Source organism: Flavobacterium saccharophilum (genome assembly GCF_900142735.1).
In the GTDB taxonomy this organism is placed as follows: Bacteria; Bacteroidota; Bacteroidia; order Flavobacteriales; family Flavobacteriaceae; genus Flavobacterium; species Flavobacterium saccharophilum.
The window spans coordinates 162,788-186,463 of sequence record NZ_FRBY01000006.1 but is presented as its reverse complement, the minus strand read 5'-3'; the positions used below and the strand labels follow the sequence as shown (position 1 = coordinate 186,463).

The 23,676-nt window shown below is 33.8% G+C and carries 21 protein-coding genes and 1 tRNA gene; 8 read left to right on the top strand and 14 right to left on the bottom strand.

Annotation, left to right across the window (positions count from 1 at the left end):
* Positions 1-37: 37 nt before the first annotated feature.
* The 3 genes from BUA98_RS19310 (at position 38) to BUA98_RS22660 (ending at position 1,056) form a co-directional block, all read left to right on the top strand.
* Positions 38-490 (top strand): hypothetical protein, encoded by a 453-nt coding sequence (locus BUA98_RS19310; RefSeq protein ID WP_072975191.1) that lies wholly within the window; start codon positions 38-40, stop codon positions 488-490.
* Between the two features lie 111 nt (positions 491-601).
* Positions 602-871: a hypothetical protein gene (locus BUA98_RS19305; RefSeq protein ID WP_072975190.1), complete on the top strand. Its 270-nt coding sequence runs from the start codon at positions 602-604 to the stop codon at positions 869-871.
* Positions 859-1,056, top strand: a complete 198-nt coding sequence (locus BUA98_RS22660; RefSeq protein WP_086065458.1) for a CPBP family glutamic-type intramembrane protease — start codon at positions 859-861, stop codon at positions 1,054-1,056. The genes BUA98_RS19305 and BUA98_RS22660 overlap by 13 nt, the downstream gene beginning before the upstream one ends.
* A gap of 410 nt (positions 1,057-1,466) precedes the next feature.
* Here the strand turns inward: BUA98_RS22660 and BUA98_RS19295 are convergent, their stop codons facing one another.
* From BUA98_RS19295 to BUA98_RS19270, 6 genes are all read right to left on the bottom strand, one after another.
* Positions 1,467-1,904, bottom strand: coding sequence for a peptidase associated/transthyretin-like domain-containing protein (locus tag BUA98_RS19295; RefSeq protein ID WP_072975188.1), 438 nt, complete (start codon positions 1,902-1,904; stop codon positions 1,467-1,469).
* 51 nt (positions 1,905-1,955) lie between these two features.
* Positions 1,956-2,675: a hypothetical protein gene (locus tag BUA98_RS19290; RefSeq protein ID WP_072975187.1), complete on the bottom strand. Its 720-nt coding sequence runs from the start codon at positions 2,673-2,675 to the stop codon at positions 1,956-1,958.
* Positions 2,676-2,698: 23 nt separating this feature from the next.
* Positions 2,699-4,183, bottom strand: coding sequence for a hypothetical protein (locus BUA98_RS19285; RefSeq protein ID WP_072975185.1), 1,485 nt, complete (start codon positions 4,181-4,183; stop codon positions 2,699-2,701).
* Between the two features lie 279 nt (positions 4,184-4,462).
* Positions 4,463-4,535, bottom strand: a tRNA-Met gene (locus BUA98_RS19280).
* A gap of 127 nt (positions 4,536-4,662) precedes the next feature.
* Positions 4,663-5,199, bottom strand: coding sequence for a DUF4269 domain-containing protein (locus BUA98_RS19275; RefSeq protein ID WP_072975183.1), 537 nt, complete (start codon positions 5,197-5,199; stop codon positions 4,663-4,665).
* Positions 5,200-6,726: a glycosyltransferase family 39 protein gene (locus BUA98_RS19270; RefSeq protein ID WP_072975182.1), complete on the bottom strand. Its 1,527-nt coding sequence runs from the start codon at positions 6,724-6,726 to the stop codon at positions 5,200-5,202. It lies immediately after the preceding gene.
* A gap of 308 nt (positions 6,727-7,034) precedes the next feature.
* Here BUA98_RS19270 and BUA98_RS19265 point away from each other — a divergent pair, with 308 nt between their 5' ends.
* The 5 genes from BUA98_RS19265 (at position 7,035) to BUA98_RS19245 (ending at position 15,500) form a co-directional block, all read left to right on the top strand.
* Positions 7,035-8,045, top strand: a complete 1,011-nt coding sequence (locus tag BUA98_RS19265; protein ID WP_072975180.1) for a LacI family DNA-binding transcriptional regulator — start codon at positions 7,035-7,037, stop codon at positions 8,043-8,045.
* 390 nt (positions 8,046-8,435) lie between these two features.
* Positions 8,436-10,712, top strand: coding sequence for a GH92 family glycosyl hydrolase (locus tag BUA98_RS19260; RefSeq protein WP_072975178.1), 2,277 nt, complete (start codon positions 8,436-8,438; stop codon positions 10,710-10,712).
* 60 nt (positions 10,713-10,772) lie between these two features.
* The gene (locus tag BUA98_RS19255; RefSeq protein WP_072975176.1) at positions 10,773-13,055 is read left to right on the top strand and encodes a GH92 family glycosyl hydrolase; all 2,283 of its coding nucleotides are present in this window, start codon (positions 10,773-10,775) and stop codon (positions 13,053-13,055) included.
* Between the two features lie 4 nt (positions 13,056-13,059).
* Positions 13,060-14,520 carry a glycoside hydrolase family 125 protein gene (locus BUA98_RS19250; RefSeq protein ID WP_072975544.1) on the top strand — a complete coding sequence of 487 codons (1,461 nt, stop codon included), beginning with the start codon at positions 13,060-13,062 and terminating at the stop codon, positions 14,518-14,520.
* Positions 14,521-14,597: 77 nt separating this feature from the next.
* Positions 14,598-15,500 (top strand): ROK family protein, encoded by a 903-nt coding sequence (locus BUA98_RS19245; RefSeq protein ID WP_072975175.1) that lies wholly within the window; start codon positions 14,598-14,600, stop codon positions 15,498-15,500.
* An 83-nt stretch (positions 15,501-15,583) separates the two neighbouring features.
* Here the strand turns inward: BUA98_RS19245 and BUA98_RS19240 are convergent, their stop codons facing one another.
* The 8 genes from BUA98_RS19240 to BUA98_RS19205 form a co-directional block, all read right to left on the bottom strand.
* Positions 15,584-16,222: a hydrolase gene (locus BUA98_RS19240; RefSeq protein ID WP_072975173.1), complete on the bottom strand. Its 639-nt coding sequence runs from the start codon at positions 16,220-16,222 to the stop codon at positions 15,584-15,586.
* A 42-nt stretch (positions 16,223-16,264) separates the two neighbouring features.
* Positions 16,265-16,903, bottom strand: a complete 639-nt coding sequence (locus tag BUA98_RS19235) for an isochorismatase family protein (RefSeq protein ID WP_072975172.1) — start codon at positions 16,901-16,903, stop codon at positions 16,265-16,267.
* A 39-nt stretch (positions 16,904-16,942) separates the two neighbouring features.
* A complete protein-coding gene (locus BUA98_RS19230) occupies positions 16,943-17,467 on the bottom strand; it encodes a YceI family protein (RefSeq protein WP_072975171.1) in 525 nt (174 codons plus the stop codon).
* Between the two features lie 21 nt (positions 17,468-17,488).
* Entirely contained in the window at positions 17,489-18,358 is an 870-nt protein-coding gene (locus BUA98_RS19225) for a pirin family protein (RefSeq protein WP_072975170.1), read from the bottom strand.
* Entirely contained in the window at positions 18,348-18,656 is a 309-nt protein-coding gene (locus BUA98_RS19220; protein ID WP_072975169.1) for a GNAT family N-acetyltransferase, read from the bottom strand. Before BUA98_RS19220 ends, BUA98_RS19225 begins: the two co-directional genes overlap by 11 nt.
* 436 nt (positions 18,657-19,092) lie before the next feature.
* A complete protein-coding gene (locus BUA98_RS19215; RefSeq protein WP_072975168.1) occupies positions 19,093-19,683 on the bottom strand; it encodes a Crp/Fnr family transcriptional regulator in 591 nt (196 codons plus the stop codon).
* Positions 19,684-19,832: 149 nt separating this feature from the next.
* Positions 19,833-21,845: a hypothetical protein gene (locus tag BUA98_RS19210; protein ID WP_208858005.1), complete on the bottom strand. Its 2,013-nt coding sequence runs from the start codon at positions 21,843-21,845 to the stop codon at positions 19,833-19,835.
* A 128-nt stretch (positions 21,846-21,973) separates the two neighbouring features.
* Positions 21,974-23,665: a RagB/SusD family nutrient uptake outer membrane protein gene (locus tag BUA98_RS19205; protein WP_086065456.1), complete on the bottom strand. Its 1,692-nt coding sequence runs from the start codon at positions 23,663-23,665 to the stop codon at positions 21,974-21,976.
* Positions 23,666-23,676 lie beyond the last annotated feature (11 nt).

Here is a 23,676-nt window from a genome sequence, read left to right as displayed (position 1 = left end):
AAAGAGATAAATAGTAACTTCTTTAAAAGATTTATTCATGCCAGGTCTTAAATACAAAAATGTTCAATTCTCGTATTCTATTTTAATAATCTTTATAATTACTTTTTTACTAGTAATTTATCCTTTTACGGATAAAACGAATTTGTATTTTCCTGCTTTATTTTTGATTATCATTTTTATCATTTTTCACAAACTGACCATCACATTGAATGAAAGTAAAATTTCTGCTTATTTTGGATTTGGTTTTTTTAAAAAAGAAATGTCTATACAAGATATTGATATTGCAAGTATTCAAATGATTAAAGTTAATTGGTTAACAGGTTTAGGAATTCGAATTACAAACCACGGATGGTTGTACAATGTGAATTTTGGAAATGCCATACTTTTAAAATCAAAAGATAAGACAAAAACTTTTTTTGTCGGTACAGCCGATTTTGAAAACCTAAAACGAGTTTTAATAGAAGAGATTCATAAAGAAGAAATGCTGTAAGATATTTGCGTAGCTTTTCATGAGAAGACTTCGGAGATCGGGGGATAAAATTATTTTAACTTATTAAAGACTATTAATTATTTAATAGTCTTTAATTTTCAAATAGAGGGTATGAGAAACAATGAAGCATTTTTTTTAGTATGTATGTTCTCCATAATTTTATTTCTTGCACTTTTAAATGGCTATTTTTTTAATTGGATAAATGATATTTTTTTTAATTACAATAATAATTCTGAAAATGGATTAAAAGATTTTTCAATTATTGAAAAATTTATAATAATTATAATTGTAGGGCCAATCATTGAAACCTTGATTTTTCAATATTTGCCAAATGAAGCTCTTGAAAAATTAAAAATTATAAATAAAAAATACTTATTATAATACCAAGTATACTATTTGCAGCATGTCATTACTATAATCCAATATATATTGTAATGACTTTTTTTAGCGGTATTTTATTAAATACGTTTTACATCAAATGTAAGACCCAAACCAATTTATATTTTGTTTTGACAGTTCTTTTACACTCTATGTACAATTTGTATGGCTATCTATTTGTAGTGTAAGCTTATTTAGCACTGCTCTAAAAGTTAGATTATAAGTAACTGTACAGCCTAAATTGTTCAAAACTAACAACACATCCATGAAATCCCCCGCTCTATGAAGTATTCCTTATTCACGCTGCGCAAATGTCTCCGACTTTGCGCCATTTTAAACAAATGTAATTAAAAAACGAAAACCTCTCAAAGCCTCCGACTTTAAAACTAATTTTCTTAGAATGCTGTTTACCAGATGCGAAAAAAATCTAAGAACTAATCGTAAAAAGTCGGGAGACTTTTGTCTGGTTTTGAAAGTTGATTTTGAGAATTGCAGTTTATTATCACTCCTAAAACGAAACAAAATATGTAAATTGATTTTTTCATTGTCTCTATTTAAATTATTGTTAAATGTATTGAATCAGGTTAAATAATATTTTTTAATCACGACAATCGTAAAAACCGCTTTCAATTTTTTCTAGTAATTTCTTTACGAGTTTGCGATAGAACCGACTACTTTGTCTAGCGGATTTTTTACTTTGAAAAGAAATCATGTAAGTACCAGTCACAGTGCCTAGATTAATCTCATAACAGTTTTTATCTGTAATTAAAACCTTTTGGGTTTTAAGAAAGTCTCCTTGAATAATTAAAACGTCACCTTCTGTTGCTTCAATTTCAAATTTGCCATCATCGTCTGTTTTTGTCTTTCTTTCCGTTCCTATTATTTCAATAGGAACTTCAACAACTGGTAAAGGAATGCTTGCATATTCGGAGTTATCAAAAACAAACCCTCTGATTAATTTGCTTTTTGTCACTGCTTCCTGTCCAAATGATAAAATAGCCAGATGACAGAATAATAGAGATATAATTTTTTTCATAAATACTTTTGAAGTTAATTTATAATATTTGAAACATACATTTGTGTTCTTTTAGTCTATAATTTGCAAGATTATTTTAATCGTTATTTTATCATTATTTCGCCATTTTATCCAGCCTTGAATATCTTTGCACTTTTCACTTCCAACGTTATAATCAACAGGTTTAATTTCTGCCCATTCATTTTGAACATCTATTACTTTGAAAGCACAATGATAATCAAGTATAATAGTTTTTGATCCCATAGGTTTGTCATAAAGTACTTCTTTACTAAAAAGATTTATCATCTGGACACTTTGCAGATAACTTTTCCAGCTTTTATAATCGTACTGCTTTTTAATGCTTTTTATTGGTTTAATGTATCCGATTTCTTTAGTGGTTTCATTTAATATGACTTTAAAATATTTAGGATTCGATTCAATTACCGTAAATTTTAAAGTAGTTCCATAACTAGCTAAACCTGAATTGATGAGGCCTTCACTTTTGGCTGTGCCTGAACTGGCAGATATAGCATAAGGTTTGAATTTTGTTTTTAAAACACTTGAGTTAATTTCGAGGCTTCCACTGTTTTTTCCCAGATAAACCCGATCAAAGGTTATGGTATCGATTACTTCATCAAGGGTTTTAGATAAATATATAGGTAACGCTTCATGGGAGTTAATTTCCAATATTCCAATTCCAATAGGATTTTTAGTTTCAATTTCCAGCGGTTTATTTTCTGAAATACAGGAAACAAACAGCAGAGAATATAATAACCGAAATAGCTTTTTCATAGGTAATTATGTTTTTTTCTAATTTAGTTATCTAAATATTCATTTCCTTTTAAATCCAGCCAGCCTCTTTGCCCATTTGGCAACTCAAAACGAGCAAAATTCTTTTGGAAACTCTCCAACTTTTTATATTTAATCTTTTTCATTATTGGATAAAGAGTACATAATCCATCTTTTTCAATAAAATAAGTTTGAGGAGATATTAATTTAATATCATCTAAGTTTTTGGGTAATTTAGTATTAAATATTACAATTTCATTATTGGGATTTTCTGTCCCTAAATATTCAATTGTGCTCAAATTATATTTTCCGTTTTTGAGTTTTGCATAAATCATAATTGGAAAATTTACACTAAAATCCATCATTTCAGAATTTAATGTTATAGAAGTATTTTCATCTAAAAATTGAATTGTTTCGTATTCATCAGCATTGAATAGCTTAAAATGATTTTCAAAACTTGCTAAACGCGGAACAAGCGAAAAAATATTATCTGTATACAGATAAAAATGATCATTTTCCTTAGTGATTTTAAATTCAACTCTAGAAGAGTCAAAATAATTTGAAAAGTCGGGAATGTATCTTATATCTCCAGCATTAAAATTTTCTCCAATTAAGTTTATTCTTCTTACTGAATTGCCTTCAATAATCTGTAAAACCGGATAAAATCTTTCTTGACCAACCGCTTTTAAATTTGCAATTTTTATCTCCTGAAATGTATAATTATAAAGATTAATTTTTGCTTTTTGATACGCTATTACAAAGTAGTCATTAAAAATAATTGAATCAAATGTTTTATTGACAGCTCTCTGGTTATAGACATCTAGAATTTTTACGCGTTTGTTTTTTAAGCTGTCAATTTTATAGAAATTTTCATTAAGTCTTAATTTTTCTACCTGTAACGAAAAAACTTCTGCTGTTGTTAAGTTTTTAAGCTCTGAAATTCTGAAATTTCTAAAAGATGTAGTTAAGTCATTTTCTTTAAACAAAAAAATAATTTTTTCTTTTGTCGGAATAATAAACCCTCCTTCGTGATAAATAATTTTCTTGTTATTGCCAAAATCTAAAATGCAGTAATGAAAAATATTTGCTTTTATGGGTTTCTGTTTAGAATCTTTTATAAAATCTATTCCGAAGAAATTTTTATTGTACTTATAGAATTGATAATTACCATCATGATTAATCGTTGTGAACTTTTTGGTTTCAAAATTTTTAAAGTCATAAGTTACGATGTCAGGTGAAGCAATAGTTGAACTATCTCTTTTTACAGCTTCTATTTCTTCTATTGTCACACTTTGTAACTCGTATTTAGAATCTCTGGCAAACTTGTCATAATCGTTAATTTTCTCTAACCTTATTTCATAATATGAATTTCCTTTTTTTATGAAAATCCCTTTTTCAAGATTTATAAACTCAAGTTGTCCTTCTTTAATTTTAAAAACTTTTTGTCCGGAACAAACCTGAGCTAGGAGAACAAAAATAAAAAGTAGTTTCTTAGGGTATTTTGCAATCATCAAATAATCAATTTAATTGGAGAAAGATAGCATTTTTTAGAAGAAGGAATAATTGTTTTGTTTCCAGTTTCTATTTAGATAGATGATTATTTGATCTAAAAGGTTGGGAGCGGTAATGAAAATAAATTTTTAAATATTTTAAATTTTTAACTTAACAGGACTCGAACCAAATTCTCTTGAAAATACAGGAGTTTCAAATTTTAAAAAATTGAAACAAGATTTTTCGAACCACAAAAAAAGCCGAGAAATCTAGATTTCTCGGCTTTTAATTTTTCTTAGTAGCGGGAACAGGACTCGAACCTGTGACCTTCGGGTTATGAGCCCGACGAGCTGCCTACTGCTCTATCCCGCGATGTTTCGGGTGCAAAGATAAGCAGTAAATACGGTTGTGGCAAGAAATTACGGAAATATTTTTTTAGAGTTTAGAAATTTTAATAACTACTTAACATACAGTTGTTTGAAGTGTATAAACAAATGATTTACTTATTAGAATCAATTTTATAATGAAGTAATTCCAGGTAAGGATCATTTTTTAAACCCAATAAAAGGCCAAAAGCGGGCTCGGTTTTGTACCCTTTTTGTTTGAGTTTGATGATTTCTAATTGGAAATTTTCATCTTTTGATGCCAGAATCTGGTTTTCGATAATCATATGTTTATAGCCATTTTGATTTTTCGTCGGAATGTTTTGTCCGAAGATTTCAATTTCAAACGGATCAATTCTAAAATTGGCAATAACCGTTTCCTGATCACCAATTTGTGTTTCCCGAATTTTGAATTCTTTTTCATTACCAAAAATAGACTGAATTTTGGTTTTGAAATCAGTTTTGTTTTTCCAGTAACAAATAATATCAAGATCACTGTTTTCAATATCAATATTTATCGGAATAGTGCCAACTAAAATAGGCTCAAATTCAGCAATATCATCTAAAACATTATTTCGGGTTAAGATCTCATAAGCCAAAATCTGTTTCTGATTTCCATTTTTTAAATATTCGATAGTGCTAAAATCAACCATTTACTTACTATAATCTGTTACTTCTTTGATTTCTTGTTCTAGTATTTTATTAATATCGACTTTGGCATTTATAAAAGTAAAAATAGAGGTCTTATATTCTCTTGCATATTTATTTGTTATTTGACCCGCATAGGCAGAAGATTCAAAATGCTGACTAGTTTCCTTAAATTCAGCTTCAGCTTCCTCGTATTCTATAACTCTGATCACATTTTTGTATTTCACATCAAGATTAAACCAATTTACATAATCGGCATTAAAAGAAACGGCTTTGATTCCTTTTTTAGAGTAATAATTGATTGCTCCGGCTTGTCCGTAATTATCACAAAGTACCAATGTTTTCTCCGGATTTGGAAGAGAAGCATAAAGAGAATCTGTTTTGCGGGCCAATTCTTTCCATCCTAACATATCAGCAAAGTCCTGAGGCAAAGTATGCTCTTTTCCATCTTCCCAACGAAGCATTCCAAGGTCTTTATATTTATCAGGATGCTGCGCTATGTATTCAGGACTTTTATTTGGGAAAGCCAAATTGTACATCGGAATAAATAACAATAGCGGAATCAGAATGAAAACCGGTTGTAAATATCTTTTCCATCCTGTGTTTAAAATATTCGAAAGAAAAACAGCACCAAAAGCAATGTAAACAGGGTAGAGTCCAATGGCATAATATGCTTTTGCTTTAAAATAAATAAAGACAAGCAGTGTGAAAATTATACACGCAAAAAAGAGTTTATACTTGGCAAACGGTTTATAAAACAGCAAAGCATATAATCCTGAAAGTATAACAAGAAAAGAACCAATAAAAAACAACAATTGTTCTTTTAAGAAATCAATCCGATCAACATTAACCAATTGTGTTTCGGCCAGTTTTTTCATATGATGCACGATCGGAAATTGATTGTTGTACTGCCATACTAAATTTGGAAGAATCAATAATAATCCCAAAATTAAAGCAAAATAAAGCTTTTTCTCTGCTAAAATTTTTCTTTGACTGGAAAGTAAAAGGGCAGGCAAGAGTCCTATAAGCAGAAAGAGAATATTGTATTTGTTTAGAAAGCCAAAAGCAAATAAAACCGCTCCTATATAAAACCATTTCTTTTCTTCGGTAGTTATATATTGAATAAGAACATAATAAAAAGCAGTCCAGCATAAAACATCTAAGGAGTTGGGCTGGTATAATGTATTGAGTCGCAATAAACAGGAAAACAAGATACAGGTTGCACCCAGAATTAAAGCATATAAATTGCCTTTAAGTGTTTCGATCGTTTTCCAGACCATTATTAAAGTCAATACGCCAAAAAGTGCAGGAAAGAATTTAACCCAGAAAACAGAATTCCCCAGTAAGAATATCAGGTAAGAAAACCACGAAGTAACCGGTGGAACAGATAAGTATCCCCACGCCAAATGATGTGCCTGATCAAGATGCAGGTATTCATCGCGCTGCAAGTCATATTCAGGACTTATCAGTACATATTGCAAAACAAATTTCAGTATAATAAATGCGATCAGAATTATAGTTTTTTTGGTCATAAAGGTTTTGTTGTAAATAACTTAAGTGTCATGAATTCTTTAGCTAATATATCATTTATTTTGAATTTCAGGATAAATGTTTTACCTGAATTCCGGATTCAAAAATTAAGTCTCTATTTCGTGAAAATGCTTGTTTTTGGATAAAACAGCCTCTAATTTAACATGAAAGTGCAAAAAATGCTGAGGATAGTGTTTTATATTAACTGTAAAAAAACGATTTGTTTAAAAAATATTTACAAAATCGTTTTAGTAATTCTATTTTAGTATATATTTGTGTATATTTAACAGATGTAAAAAGAACTCTCTCAATGAAAAAGATTACTATTAAGGATATTGCCTTAAAGGCTGAAGTATCAATATCCACTGTGTCTTTTGTCATAAATGGTAAGGGAGAGAAAATGGGAATCAGTGCTGCTGTTATAAAAAAAGTGCAGGATATAGCGGAGAAACTTCATTACAGACCAAGCATGATTGCAACCAGTTTAAGAACTGGAAAAACAAGATCTATTGGGCTTATTGTGGAGGATATATCGAATCAGTTTTTTGCAGATTTGGCGCGGGTTATTGAAGATGAGGCCAAAAATATAGATTACAGAGTTTTTTATTGTAGTACGGGTGATGACGATGAACGTTCTGAAGAATTGATACATAGTCTTTTGCAGGCAAATGTTGATGGTTTTATTATTACACCAACACGAAAATTGGAGGACAAAATTGATCTTCTTTTAAAGCTGAAAAAACCTGTTGTACTGGTCGATAGATATTTTCCGGGACAGCAAGTAAGCCATGTTGTAATGGATAATTATGAAGCATCGCATTCGGCTACAAAATTTTTGATTGAGAAAGGCTGTAAAAATATAGCTGTTGTTAATATTACTTCTGAAATGATTCAGATGACATTAAGAGAAGACGGTTACAGAGATGCCTTAAAAGAAGCGGGTATGTATAATGAATCACTTGTTCTTCATGTAAATTATCACAGTAACGAAGAAACAAGAATTGAAGAACTCGTAAATTTTTTCAATAAAAATCCTAAAATAGATGCTGTTCTGTTTTTAGCAAATTATATGGGTTTAGCAGGTCTTCAGGCTTTTAAAGGAATGGGGATTAGAATTCCTGAAGATATATCGGTTATTAGTTTTGATGATCATGATAGTTTTAAATTGCATACACCAACAATAAGTGTAATTGCACAGCCAATTGAAGATATTGCAATTAATGCTATACAATTGTTAACAAGCCAGATGATCGATCTTGAAAAATTTGAAGTTGAAAAACGCCTGAAGAAAGGCAATTTGATTATCAGAGAGTCAGTCTAAAAGAGTAGTACGATTTTAAAATTAAAAGAAAACGATTCGTTTTTTTTAATCGTTTCACTAAATCGTTTTAGATTTTTTAGAGGCAAAATTTAGAAATTAATGATTGGCTCTTAAAATAAAATAAGACTGTTGCAATTCAGTTAGTTAAAGGAAATAGTGCCAAAGTTTTGGAGTAATAATAGAAATTGGCGAAATAAAGAAAAGTTTAAAAAGTGGTTAGTTAGTTTTGAATTAAGCCGGTTGGAATACCTGTGCCTCCCGGCTTATTTTTTGAAGTTATGTAGTTTCATTTATGAAATTCAGAGTTAAGTTTTTAAGAAAGAAATAGCAGTTTAAATTCGATTAATCCGCATTCCATTAAATAAGTCAAATAAAAAAATAGAATAGAATATGTTTATAAAATACCATAAAATAGCGTTGAGCGGAATTTTAGCTTTAAACCTATTTTTTGCCAATACCTCCATTTCACAGGAAAAAAAGGCGAAAGCAACGCATTCAGATTATACGCAATATGTAAATCCGTTTATAGGATCTGCGGGTCATGGTCACGTATTTGTGGGGGCGAATGTTCCTTTTGGGGCAGTTCAGTTAGGACCTGTAAATATTTTTGAAGGCTGGGATTGGTGCAGCGGTTACAACTACGCCAGCAATACCATTTTAGGATTTACACATATACATTTAAGTGGTACCGGAATTGGGGATTTAAATGATATTCTTTTGCTTCCGGTTTCAGGAAAAGTGCCTCTTTTTAAAGGCACAAAAGAAGATATGGTAAACGGTTATGGCTCTTATTTTTCGCATGAAAATGAAGTAAGCAAACCTGGTTATTACAGCGTTTTATTAGATAAATATAAAGTTAAAGCCGAATTAACAGCCAGCGAAAGAGTTGGTTTTCATAAATATACTTTCAATTCTGCTACAGATTCTCATGTCTTATTAGACCTTGCCGATGGTGTGGGCTGGGATAAACCGGTAAAAACATTCATCAAAAAAATAAACGAAACGACACTTGTCGGATATCGTTTTTCAGAAGGATGGGCTACAGATCAGCGTGTTTATTTTGCAATGGAATTTTCAGAACCCATTTCAAGTTTGTCATTGTATAATGATAAAACTGCCGTTTCAGGTACTGAGGGCGAAGGCTTGAAAATGAAAGCTGTTTTGGATTTTACTTCTTTAAAAAACAAACAGGTTTTAGTAAAAGTCGGAATTTCACCTGTAAGTTATGAGAATGCTGCTGCGAATATAAAAGCCGAAATTCCGAATTGGGATTTTGATAAAACGGTTAAAGAAGCAACATCAAAATGGAATAAAGAATTAAGCAAAATCCAGATCAAAGCAGATGATAAAACAATGAAAGTTTTTTATACATCGCTGTATCATACTGCTTTTGCACCTTCTATTTTTAATGATGCAAATGGCGATTACAGAGGAACAGACAAAAAAGTATACGAAAAGGCAAACTTCACCAACTACACGACTTTTTCACTTTGGGATACTTACAGAGGTTTGCATCCCTTATACACCATCACGCAGCCGGATAAAATTAATGATATTGTAAAATCATTTTTAGCCATTTACCAACAACAAGGGAGATTGCCGGTTTGGCATTTAATGGGGAATGAAACCAATACGATGAACGGAAATCATTCTATCGCCGTAATTGTTGATGCCTATTTAAAAGGATACAGTGATTATGATGTGGCATTGGCCTACGAAGCCATCAAAAAAACGGCTATGCAAACACGTGACGGAATGGATTACGTGCAAAAATTAGAATATATTCCGGCTGATAAAATGCTGGAAACGGTTGGAAACGCCTTAGAATATGCTATTGACGATTACTGCGTAGCACAAATGGCAAAATCACTAAACAAAACCGAAGATTATACTTATTTCTCAAAAAGAGCCAATTTGTACAAGCTTTATTTTGATAAAGAAACCACTTTTATGCGTGGTAAATTAACCGATGGAAACTGGAGAACGCCCTTCAATCCGCTTTCTTCGGCGCACCGTAAAGACGATTATGTTGAAGGAAATGCATGGCAATATACCTGGTTGGTTCCGCAGGATCCTTATGGTTTAATTGATTTATTTGGAAATGAAAGTAAATTTTTAGCCAAATTAGATTCACTATTTCTAATAACAGATAAAGTAGAAGGGGAAGAAGTTTCACCGGATATTAGTGGTTTGATCGGACAATATGCACAAGGAAATGAACCAAATCACCATATTCCGTATTTGTATGCTTATGCCGGAGAACCTTGGAAAGCAGCCAAATTAATTCGTGAAATCGATGATAAATTCTATTCGACAAAACCAGACGGATTATGTGGTAATGAAGATTTAGGGCAAATGTCTGCCTGGTACGTTTTATCTTCAATGGGTTTTTATTCCGTTAATCCTGCAAACGGGATTTATGTTTTCGGAAGCCCGTTGGTAAATGAAGCGGTAATTCATCATAAAAGAGGAATTTCATTTACAGTAAAAGCAATTGATAACAACGCATCCAATATGTACATCCAAAAAGCAGAATATAACGGAAAACCGTACACAAAATCATATATCACACACGATATGATTGTGAAAGGCGGTGAATTGAAATTGTATATGGGAAGTAAGCCATCAACAACTTTTGGAGTAAAAAAAGAAGACAGACCTCTTTAAATTTAGATTTAAGAGTTCAGATTTTAGATTTAAGAATTACTTAGTTTAAAGCATAAAAATATGAGAATAAAGAGTTTAATAATTTTAGGATTAATACAGTGTTTTGCTGCAAATGCACAAGTTAAAACTTTAGAACCGGTAGAATATGTTAACCCATTAATGGGAACACAATCGCTGCACAGTCTTTCCAACGGAAATACGTATCCGGCAATTTGCAGGCCATGGGGAATGAATTTCTGGACACCGCAAACCGGTAAAATGGGAGATGGATGGGCTTACATTTATACAGCCGAAAAGATTAGAGGCTTCAAACAAACGCATCAGCCATCGCCGTGGATGAACGATTACGGTCAGTTTTCGATTATGCCGGTAACGGGTAAACTGGCTTTCGCCGAAGCAGACAGAGCGAGCTGGTTCAGTCATAAAGCAGAGGTTTCAAAACCCTATTATTACAGCGTTTATTTGGCAGATTATGATGTAACGACAGAGATTACAGCAACAGAAAGAGCGGCCCATTTTCAGATTACATTTCCTGAAAATGAGCAATCTTCTATTGTAATTGATGCATTCGATAAAGGTTCTTATGTTAAAATTATTCCTTCTGAAAATAAAATTATCGGTTATACAACCCGTAATAGCGGAGGAGTTCCAACTAATTTCAAGAACTATTTTGTTTTGGTTTTTGATAAACCATTTGCATCAAATTCTACATGGAATGATGCAGGCTTGCAAAAAGATAAATTAGAATTGCAGGACAATCATGCCGGAGCAGTGGTTGGTTTTAAAACTAAAAAAGGCGAAATAATAAACGTAAAAGTAGCTTCTTCTTTTATTAGTCCTGAACAGGCAGAACTGAATTTAAAATCAGAATTAGGAAACGCTTCTTTCAATGAAACTGTCACAGCTTCTAAAAAAGAATGGAACAAAGTTTTGGATAAAATAGCCGTAGAAAGTAATAATGACGAACAGTTAAAAACCTTTTATTCTTGCTTGTACCGTGCCACTTGTTTTCCTCAGAAACAATATGAAATAAACGCAAAAGGAGAAACGGTGCACTACAGCCCGTATAACGGAAATATTTTGCCAGGTTATATGTATGCCGGAACTGGTTTTTGGGATACTTTCCGCGCTCTTTATCCATTGCTGAATTTGGTTTATCCTTCTGTAAATAAAGAAATGCAGGAAGGTTTAATTAATGATTATAAGGAAGGTGGCTTTTTACCAGAATGGTCAAGTCCTGGTTTTAGAAACGTAATGGTGGGAAATAATTCAGCTTCTGTGGTTTCAGATGCTTATATGAAAGGTTTACGCGGTTACGATATCAATACTTTATATGAAGCTTTGGTTCATGGTGCCAATAATGAAGGGCCTATGGATGCTGTTGGAAGAACGGGAGTTTCGTATTACAATACTTTAGGTTATGTGCCTTATGATGTCAAAATCAATGAAAACGCAGCCAGAACATTGGAATATGCCTATGATGACTTTGCAATTTGGAAATTAGCAAAAGCTTTAAATCGTCCTAAAAAGGAAATCAGCGTATTTGAGAAACGAATGATGAATTATAAAAAGCTCTATAATCCTGAAATTGGTTTTATGAGTGGAAGAAATAAAGATGGAAGTTTTCCGAAAAATTTCAATCCGTTAAAATGGGGCGATGCTTTTACAGAAGGAAATGCCATGCACTACAGCTGGAGCGTTTTTCACGACATTCAGGGATTGATTGATTTAATGGCAGGACCGAAAAAATTCACAGCAAAATTAGATGCCGTTTTCTCAACTCCTCCAGTTTTTGACGACAGTTATTACGGATCAGTAATTCATGAAATTCGCGAAATGCAGATCATGAATATGGGACAATACGCACATGGAAATCAGCCCATTCAACACATGATTTATTTGTATAATTATGCTGGAGAACCTTGGAAAACACAATATTGGTCCAGAGAAGTTATGAACCGTTTGTACAAACCAACTCCTGATGGTTACTGCGGTGATGAAGATAATGGACAAACCTCAGCCTGGTATATTTTCTCCGCAATGGGATTTTATCCGGTTTGCCCGGCAACGGACGAATATGTTTTGGGCGCGCCATTGTTTAAGAAATTAATATTGAAACTAGAAAACGGAAAACAACTTACTATAAATGCACCAAAAAATTCAGAAACCAATAAATATGTTCAGGATTTAAAATGGGATAATGCAGGTTATACTAAAAATTTCATCAACCATTTTGATATTTTAAAAGGTGGAGAATTGAATTTTGATATGACAAGTGAGCCAAATTTACAAAGAGGAACGTCGGCAAGTGCCTTTCCATATTCTTATTCAACTTCAAAATAATACTATGCAATCACGTAGAAAATTTATCAGAAACACCGGAATTTTTTCAGCAGGATTATTGGCACTCCAAACCGATGTTTTTGGAATGCAGTCAGATGCTTTTAATTTTGCACTTAAAGATTTTATTAGCAAAAGACCTCCATTAGCAGAGCGAAAATTTACAAGTAAAGCAGTCGAAGCAGCAATTACCAGAATTAAAAAACAAATTGCAAATCCGGAACTGGCGTGGCTGTTCGAAAACTGTTTTCCAAACACATTGGACACCACAGTCGATTTTGAAATTATCGATGGAAAACCAGATACGTATGTAATTACCGGTGATATCGATGCAATGTGGCTTCGTGATAGTACAGCTCAAATTTGGCCTTATATTCCGTTTGTAAAAGAAGATAAAAAACTCGCAGAATTGGTAAAAGGCGTCATCAACCGTCAGGCGAAATGTATTTTGCTGGATCCTTATGCGAATGCTTTTTACAAAGATTTTACCAAAGTCAGCGAATGGAAAAACGATATGACCAAAATGCAGCCTGGAATCCATGAACGCAAATGGGAAATAGACAGTTTATGTTATCCTATTCGATTAGCACATGGCTATTGGAAGGAAACAGGCGATTTAAGTTTATTTGACAGTAAGTGGAAAGAAGCAATGTTATTGGTATTGCAGACTTTCAAAGAACAACAGCGCTGGCATGATAAAGGACCTTATACTTTTCAGCGTGAAACGGCCTGGGCAACAGACGGCGTACCTTTAGGCGGTTACGGATATCCGGTAAAACCTTGCGGCTTAATTGTTTCAACTTTCAGGCCAAGTGATGATAGTACTTTATTTGGCTATTTGATTCCGAGTAATATGTTTGCAATTGAGGTTTTGGGTTATTTAATCGAAATCTTCTCTTTGCCGTCAATGTTAGATAAAGATTTAGTAGCTAAAGCCAAAGAATTAAGAGAACAGGTTCAGAAAGGTTTAGAAGAAAACGGAATTATTGATCATCCGAAATTTGGTAAAATCATTGCTTTTGAAGTAAACGGTTACGGAAGTTTTCATATGATGGACGACGCGAATGTTCCTTCTTTATTATCATTGCCTTACCTTGGTGCAATTGAGCCGGATAATCCACTTTATTTGAATACGCGTAAAGTAGTGCTTTCAGAAAACAATCCTTTTTTCTATAAAGGAAAAGCGGGCGAGGGCGTCGGGGGACCACATACTGGTGCTGATACAATTTGGCCAATGAGTATTGTTTTGAGAGCAATTACCAGTGTCGATGAAACAGAAATAAAAAACTGTATTAGCAATTTGATCAAGACAAATGCAGATACTGGTTTTATGCACGAATCATTTCATAAAGATGATGTGACGAAGTTTACCAGAAAATGGTTTGCGTGGGCGAATACACTTTTTGGAGAAATGATTGTTCATACAAGTAACAAATATCCTCAGATTTTAAAAGATAAGAATATCTAAAAGTAAAAATATAAAATAACTATAAGAGATTAAGAATTGAAGCTTAATTGTTTAATAGTCCAATTCAGGAAAATAAGATGAATAAAGAATATGCCGTAGGAATAGACATTGGAGGAACGCATATTACCGCAGCGATAATAGATATTGTAAACATGAAAGTGATTGATTTTTCATTGCATAAAGAATCATTTGATTCTAATTTGCCTGTGAAAGAGGTCATGTCTATTTGGGAAAAAGCGATTCGCACTTCAGTAGAAAATTCAAAAGTAGAAGCAATAAAAGGCCTTGCTATCTGTATGCCTGGGCCGTTTGATTATACTAATGGACTTTGCTGGATTAAGGACCAATCAAAATATGAACATTTTTATGGTTTAAATGTTCGCTATTTGTTTCAGGGCTCGCTTAATCTTTCTAACGAATTTCCGATTCTGTTTGAAAATGACGCTGTTTGTTTTGGAAAAGGGGAGGTTTTTAAAGATGCAACAAATCTTTCTAAAAAGGTAATTGCCGTAACGCTTGGAACCGGACTTGGAGTCTGTTTTATTGATAAAGGCGTTTCAATTGTTTCTGGAGAATTGGTTCCAGCGGATGGTGAAATCTACAATCTTCCTTTTAAAGAAGGAATGGCAGAAGATTATGTTTCGGCAAGAGGTCTTTTGTCAGCGTATAAAAACCTGACCGGTAAAAATCTCAACAATGGATTAGAACTTTTTAATCTTGCTGTTGCCGACGATGAGGTGGCTATAAAAGTATTTGAAAAAATGGGAGAAGATTTAGCTGCAGTAGTAATTCCGTGGTTAGAAAAATTCGAAGCTGATAGTTTTATTATTGGTGGAAAGATTGCGAATTCGAGCGAATTCTTCCTGAAAAGTTTCAATAAAAAAGTAAAAGAATCAGGTCTTGAAATTACGGTTTCTGTTTCTACAGATAATGAAGTTGCTGCCTTATTAGGAGCAGCAAGTATGCTTTTTACAGTGTAATTTTCTCTTTAATTATAAAATCCAACAAATTCTAAAGTCTTTAGAATTTGTTGGAAATATTATATAGGCAAACTTAGTCCGGATTAATCCCTATCGTAAGAAAATTGGATTCCTGCTGTACCTCCAGTTTTAATAAACAGTTGCATAAATTCCTGAGCTGTTTCAGCACGGCTCCAGTCACGCTGCAATTCACAAAATAATTGCGGTACACTCACCAGAATTGCCCCCGCTTGCTCCATTCTTCGTAATGCCGCATTATGTGCTTCCAGCGAAGTTCCGCCTACGGCATCGGCTACAATATAAACTTCGTAACCTTCTTTTAAGGCATCAAGCGCAGGAAACGTCAGGCAGGCTTCTGTCCATAAAGCGGTCATTATTAGTTTTTTCTTTCCCGTTGCTTTAACGGCTTCCAGAAATTCTTTGTCTTCCCATGAATTTATAGTAGTTCTGTCGTAAGAAGTAACACCTTCTAATTCTCTTTTTAATTGTGGAATCGTTTCTTTGTTAAATCCGGTTTGAACATTCACGGTCGAAAGTACAATAGGTAAATCGTAAACTTTGGCCATTTTAGCAACACCACAGATGTTATTAATTAGGATTTGTCTGTCCATTGAAGCAATAGAATTGACTTGTACCGGTTGATAATCAATAATGATTAATGCTGCGTTTTCCGGAGTTAAGAGGTGATCATTTTTTTGATCGCGAATAGGTAAGCTGCTCATGATTTCTATTTTTTATTATTATTTATTGAAGTTCGTCGTGCATTACTTTTTTGAACTTCCAACCGTTTCTGCCTTTAAGAAACTTTCAATTACGGCCTGATAATTTGGCATTACAGTAGAATAGGCTTCTGCAAATTGTAAAGCTTCAGGACGATTCCATGTTTTTTGAATTTCACTGCATACACCTGTTGTACTTATTGGTATTACTCCTGCAAGGGATAATCTCGCAATTGTAGCTTGTGATGACAAAGTGCTCATATCTCCTGATGCATCAATAACAGCAAAGACTTCGTAGCCTTCTGAAACAGCTGATATGGATGGAAAAGCGACACATACACTCGTTAAAACTCCTCCAATAATTAATTTTTTCTTCCCTGTTTTTTTCACAGCTTCAACAAATGCCGGAGTATCCCAGGAATTTATTTCTCCATTTCTGGGTACATAAACTGCATGCGGAGCATACTTATGAATTTCAGGCATTAAAGGACCATTCGGGCCATTTGGTTCGGAAGCCGTTGTTATCACAGGAATGTTTTCTATTGCTGCAATTTTAGCTAATGTGGTGACATTGTTACGCAATGAGGTAACATCAATGTCTTTTACGGTTTGAAATAAACCACTTTGATGATCGATAAGCAGAATTGCTACATCATCTGAATTAATTCTTGTTACTACTGACATTTTTTTAAATTTATTTGTTATTACTAAAATTTTATAAAATCAATCCTTTGGAAATTCACCATCCATTTTTATAAGTACATCGTCTTTAAGTCCGTCAAAAGGCAAAATTAATCCGACTTTGAAATCAGAACGTTTTAGTGTTGCCAGAACCTGAAATCCGGATGTTATTTTCTTTGAATTTGGATTAAACATTGTTCCTCTGTAAATAAAATCGACAATGATTTCTTTTGTAAAACCGTGAAGACTTAGATTACCAGTAACTTTGTAATTGTTTGTACTGTACTCTTTAATGGCAGTACTTTTAAAATTTAGCGTTGGGTATTTTTCGACATCAAAAAAATTAGGTCCCCGTAAATCTTCATCTCTTCCTTCTGAATTTGTAAATACCGAATTTGTTTCTGCTGATAATTCAAAAGAAGCATCGCTGAAATCTGATTTTGAAGCGGTTACTTTTAAGTCGAAATTGTTAAACTGTCCCACAATATCATTAATCATCATATGTGTAACGGTGAAACCAAGTCTTGAATGCTCTTTATCATTTCTCCATATTGTCTGATTCTCCATTTGTTTTTATTTAGTTATTAATTATTCCAGATACCCAAATTTTCCCATATTTACATCGTTCATTGCCTGGATAATTTCCTGATGTGTATTCATAACAAAAGGGCCACGGGCAACTATTGGTTCATTGATAGGCTCTCCACTTAAAATAAGTACTACAGCATCTTCAAGTGCGTCAATGGTAAATTCTTCTCCTTCATTTGCAAAAAGCAAAAAATGATCTGCGGATACATTTTTATGATCGTTGACTCTGATACTTCCCTCAATTACAAGAAGAGCGGTGTTATAATTCTCCGGAAAATTAAAAGTCGCAGAAGCGCCTTTGTTTAATTTGGCATTAAATAAATTTACAGGAGTAAAAGTTGTGGCTGCTCCTAAAGTTTCCTTGTATTCACCTGCAATAACTTCTATTAGACCATTACCATTTGGTAATAGGTGTTTGTTGATTTCATTATTAGTAATCCCCTGATATTTGGGTTTTGTCATTTTATCCTTTGCAGGAAGATTTACCCAAAGCTGTACCATTTGAAAATCACCACCTTGTTTACTGAATTGTTCTTCGTGGTATTCCTTATGTAAAATTCCAGACGCAGCAGTCATCCATTGTACGTCTCCTTCGCCAATTACACCGCTGTTTCCAGAACTGTCGTGATGCGCTACTTTTCCTTTATAGGCAATCGTTACGGTTTCAAAACCTCTGTGCGGGTGTACGTCAACTCCTCTTAATTTATCGGTGGGCGGAAAATAAAATTTAGAATTATAATCCATCAGTATGAAGGGACTCATTCTTTCCATGCTCATTCCGTACGGAATAAAATTATGTACTCTAAATCCGTCACCAACCATATGTGGTGCTGGTGGTGAAAATATTTGTTCTATTTTTTTAGTTTTCATTTTGTTGTGATTCTTTATTGTGAAATAATGAGTTGGCCTGATACTCGGGATGTTTGTCTATATAAGCTTTGATATAAGGACAATAAGGTTTTACTTTAAGATGATGCGCTTCTGCATAATCGAGAACATATTTTGCTATATAAGCGGCTAGTCCTCTTCCTCCTAATTCAGGTGGAACTTCGGTATGGATATAAGAAATGCCTCCATCAAATAATTTGTATTGTTCAAACGCCATTTTTCCATCTAAATGAATCTCGAAGCGTTGATCCTTTTCGTTGTTTATAACTTCATATTCCATGGTGTAATTTTTTAGTATTGTAAAATTACTATGGATAAAAGAGGAAGTACTTGATCTATGATAAGAAATACAAAAGGATAAAAATCTATCAATGGATAAATCGGATCAACTTTTAATGTTGCGGAAAACCATAAAAGAGTATTATAATTGTTTTTAACCACAGAGATACACAGAGATTTAACGCAGTGTTGCGCGGAAAAAAAATAGGAAGCTGTGCCACAGAGCTGCGCAGAGATTTTACGCAGAGTTATACAAAGAAAATTATACCTTTCGCTTTGTATCTATTTGGTATTCAGTTGTGAGGCTTTACGTTAGAGACCGCAAAGCGAGATTAGTACAAAGCTTTGCGAGCTTAATAAAGATATCCTGCAAACACAGCAAAAAAAAATACTTTGCGCGCTTTGCGGTAAATTAAAAAGTTATTGGGTAAGGTAATTTAGGGTTTGAAGTTTTTTCTGGCCAGTTCTTTTCTTACCCTGCTTAAGCTTTCGGGAGTAATGCCAAGATAGGAAGCAATCATTTGAAGTGGTAGTCGATAAGTAATCTCACGATGCGTTTCGATAAAGTCTAAATATTTTTTTTCAGCAGTAGCTGCCAATAAATAATTTATTCTTTTCTGCATTTGTCGAATATTTTTTTGAAGTGCAAGTGTATTAAAAGAGACGAAGTTTTTAGAAAGTTTTTCTGCGGTTTTAATAAATTCCTTATGGATGTAAACGATTTCAGCATCTTCAATTACATCAATAAATAATTCCGACGGCTCATCAAAATAGAAACTACTTCTGTCTGCGATCCACCAATTTTCAGAGGCAAACTGAATAATATGATCTTTTCCCATTTCATCTACTGTATAGGAACGCAACATTCCTTTGCAAACAAAAAAAGCCTTGTTGCAAATTTGATTTTCCTTTAATAAAACAGTTCCTTTTTTTGCTTCTAGTGAATAAACCAAATGCTCTAATTCTTTATACTCGTTTTCTGAGAGACCAGTATTATCTATGATATATTTTTTAAATTGTTCCAGCATTATGTGTAAAGATTAGAACTTTTAAATTACAAAAAAATATCAAATAAATTTGATTTAGATTCTGAATTAAAAAGAAGTAAAGTTGACATAAAAAAAGCTCCAAATTTCTTTGAAGCTCTTCTTACTAAATATTTAAAAAGAATTAGTACTTAAAGAGTAATATTTACCGTATCTCCATCTTTAATTACCTTATTGAAAACTGTTTTTTTACTATCAGTGATTGTTATTTTAAGTTTCTGATTGACTCTTTCTACTGTAATATCAAAATTTCTTTCGAATGCAAATACATGACGCAACTTCATAACGGGCCAGGATTTAGGAAGGCGTGGTGTGAAATCGAAACTATGCAAACCCGTAGGTCGGATTCCAAATAAACCTTCAGTAAAAATTCTGCAATACAAACCGCTTTCTGCCGAAAGATGGCGTTGATCTCCTTCCGGATAAGCTTCTACAGGATAAGGAACGTGGTCACCCAATAAACGTCGGTTTGAATAATAATGTAAAAAGTCCAAAGCTTTGTCCGTTTCTCCGGCAGCCAATACACCTCTTAAGGCATATAAAGTAGAACGATCCCAAAATATCTTGTCACCGGCAACACTGGCAAGACCATCTTTTGTCCATAGCCGTGGTGAAAATAACGCATCTATAGTTCCGTCTTTTCGATCATAAATGCCCATAGTAAGCGGAGTGCAGATCCACGCTCTTAGGATATCATTTCCTTTATAATATCTGTAGGTTTCAAAGCCTTCGACTTTAGAACCAAAATATTTTTCAATCGCTACTTTTAATTTTTCTGCTTCAGCTTTGTAAGCTTTCAGTTGAGCTTCGTTTTTTCCTAAAGCTTTCCCTAAATAAACTGCCGAATTAAGTGCATCATAATATAAAGAAGAAGTATTAAGGTTCGCTTTTCCTGCCGGAAGACGCCCTTCAAGCTCATCAGAATCTGAAGTTACCACACCGTCCGAATTTAGTTTTCGATGACAGTATTCCAGACACCATTCAATTAACGGCCATAATTGCTGGGCTTCATTTGTATTTCCTCTCGAAAGCGCATAACGTGAAGCGCCATAGGCAATCATTGCTCCATCGCCACGATCCCCGGCTCCATCCCAAATGTCAGTTCCTTCTGCAACAATCGAACTCGGAATAGGTTTGTATTCTTTGTTCATGAATTTCGCAAATTGCAGATACGCATTAAGTGATGCCTGATTGCCATATTCATATCCTAAATAAGGAAAAAAGGGGCCAATATATTCTGCCTGATCATTGGCCCAAATGGCCGCATAATAGGATTCTCCGCCGGGACCGTGCATAGGACCGCCTTTGGTTTCGAAAATACTTTCTGAAGCTCTAATTTTCGCGAAAGCAAATTCGGTATTCAAAACCGGATCTGGAGTTTCTAATATAAGTTTATCCCATATTTCATGAATTAAGTTGATACGCTTGTTTTTTTCTTCTTCTGCATTTACAGTCGGAACTTGTTCGTTTGCTTTAGCTCCAGAATAGAAAACAGAAAAGCTAATGGTTTCATTTGCCTGAAGATTAAAATTTCCTGAATTAAAAAGAGTCACATTTACAGCATAACTGCCTTCTGTTCCTTTCGCAGGATCAGAAGTATAAACCGTATTTAATTTTGGAATTTCGACAATGCAGGTTTTATCAGAGGTGTTTTTAAGCGTGTAAATTTCACAATAACCGGCTAATGTTGTCGATGGAAAAAATTGTCTGGTTAGTTCAAGGGAATTACCGGATTTACTTTTAACTAACAAAGTTCCGTTAAGCGATAATGAAAGTACTTTTTCTTCCGTAATAGGTTTATAATTTACTGTAACCAGATCAAAAGCATCTTGTGCAAAACGGCGTGTAAAACTAGCGTGCGTATTATTCGGAATCGTTCTCAGCATAGGCCAAACCAGACTGCGGGTTGCATGAAAAGAACCATCTGCTGCGACACCATATCTTAGAACGCAGGAGATTTTTTTACCACTCATTTCGATATGGTCGTCATGCGGAATGTTGTTGTTTATTTGCCAGGAAATAGCACCATCAGCATCAATTTTCCAACGGTTGTCTTCCTGCGAAAATGTTTTACTTGTCATAAAGCAAAAAGCTATAACGGCAAATAGAATAGGTTTTCGACTTTTATTAAATACGATCTTCATTAAATTGATTTTTAATGTGATTAAAATTTTAAAAACAAACCCACACAATTGAAAGGGTGGGTTTGCTAATTTACTATTAGTTTTTTGATAAACTAACGCTTTGTTTTGGGGCAAAAAAGAGAAACAAATTAATTATAACCCGGGTTTTGAACGAGACTTGTCCTGTTCGTTTCATCTCTCGGAATTGGCAATAAATAATGTTGAGGTTTAAAAATTCTGTCCTGAACTTTTGTGTATGTATAGGTTTTTGTACCGTCACCATTTTTGGTAATAATTACGCCCATTAAAGGTTTATTTTCGGTTACGTCAGCGATTTTCCAACGACGAACATCATAATAACGGAATCCTTCTAAACATAATTCAACTTGTCTTTCGTTACGAATTTTATTTTCTAAAGCGGTACCGGTTAAACCTGTCAATGGAACCGTAATTCCTGCACGCTGTCTGATTGCGTTTAAATATTGAATAGCCGTTCCTTCGTTTCCTAGTTTGAATTCGGCTTCGGCATAATTCAGATAAATTTCGCCTAAGCGCGAAATAATCCACGTTTTATTGGTTTGCGTCTCGCTATTGTAATTGTATGTTGTATCACAATATTTACGAAATGTGTAACGTGTTTTACTGGCGTTCCACGTATCCCAACCCTGAGGAGAATCTAATCCGCCTTCGTAAAATTCAGCTTTATTTGAACTTCCTGCATCATAACGGTCCTGACAAAACTCCGGTTTTCCGTAAGCACGTCCATCGTATACTATATTTTTGTAAAAACGAGGATCTCTGTTTACGTAAGGTTTTTGTGGATTGTAACCAGATGTTGGATCCGTAATGTCTTTTCCGTCTGCGGTTCCGTAAGCGTCAATGTGACTCTGGCTTGGAGCAAAGTTTGCCCATCCGTGAAAACCACTCGGAGAATTGAACATTTCTACACCATTAAAGGCACTCCATTGAGGATCTTTACTAGACAAACGAGAACAGATAATCTCTGAATTATTAGTGGTAAAAAGATCAGCATAGCTTTTATCGTAAAGCTGATAGATGTTTAAATCAATAACAGCTTTTGCAGCATCAGCTGCCTTTTTCCATTTAGAAATATCATTAGTAGTATTCCATTGTGGGCTCGCAGCATAAAGCAATGCTCGTGATTTTATGGCAAGCGCAGCACCTTTTGTAATTCTGCCAAGGCTAGAAGTTGTTAAAGGTAATAACTCAGCAGATTTATCTAATTCGGTAACGATAAAATCAACGCATTGATCATAAGTACTACGATCAACTTTAAAATTACTGTTTAGATCAAAAGGAACGGTAACCAAAGGAACTCCTCCATAATCGCTGGTTAGTTTGAAATAAGCATACGCTCTCAAAAATAACACTTCACCTTTTAGTCTGGTGCGCCAGGCTTCATCTCCCGGAACATCATCAATTCTGGATAAAAAGATATTGCAATTTTGAATGGTAGCATAAGTAGGTTTCCAGATATCAAAATTACCGGCATTATCCGGAGTCAATGCCCCTGAATTTAGGTTCCAAATATCATAATCGTTAAAATTATTAAAAGCTTCGTCGCAAGCCGTAGACAAAACCCAACTTCTGTTTGTTCTGTCATTCCAGTTGTGCTGTGTGCTAGGCAATACAGTATACAGATTGTTTGCAAAAGCTTCAGCAAGTTTCAGGTCTGTCCATACGGATGCATCTGTATAAGAATCCAAAGGAACTTTGTCCAGAGGATCTTCGCTACAGGAAGTAAAAGATAGAATGGTGATGAAAGAGGCAAGGAGGAATGCCATCTTTTTTATTAGTTTATTGGTTTTATGATTTTTCATAATCTTTATTT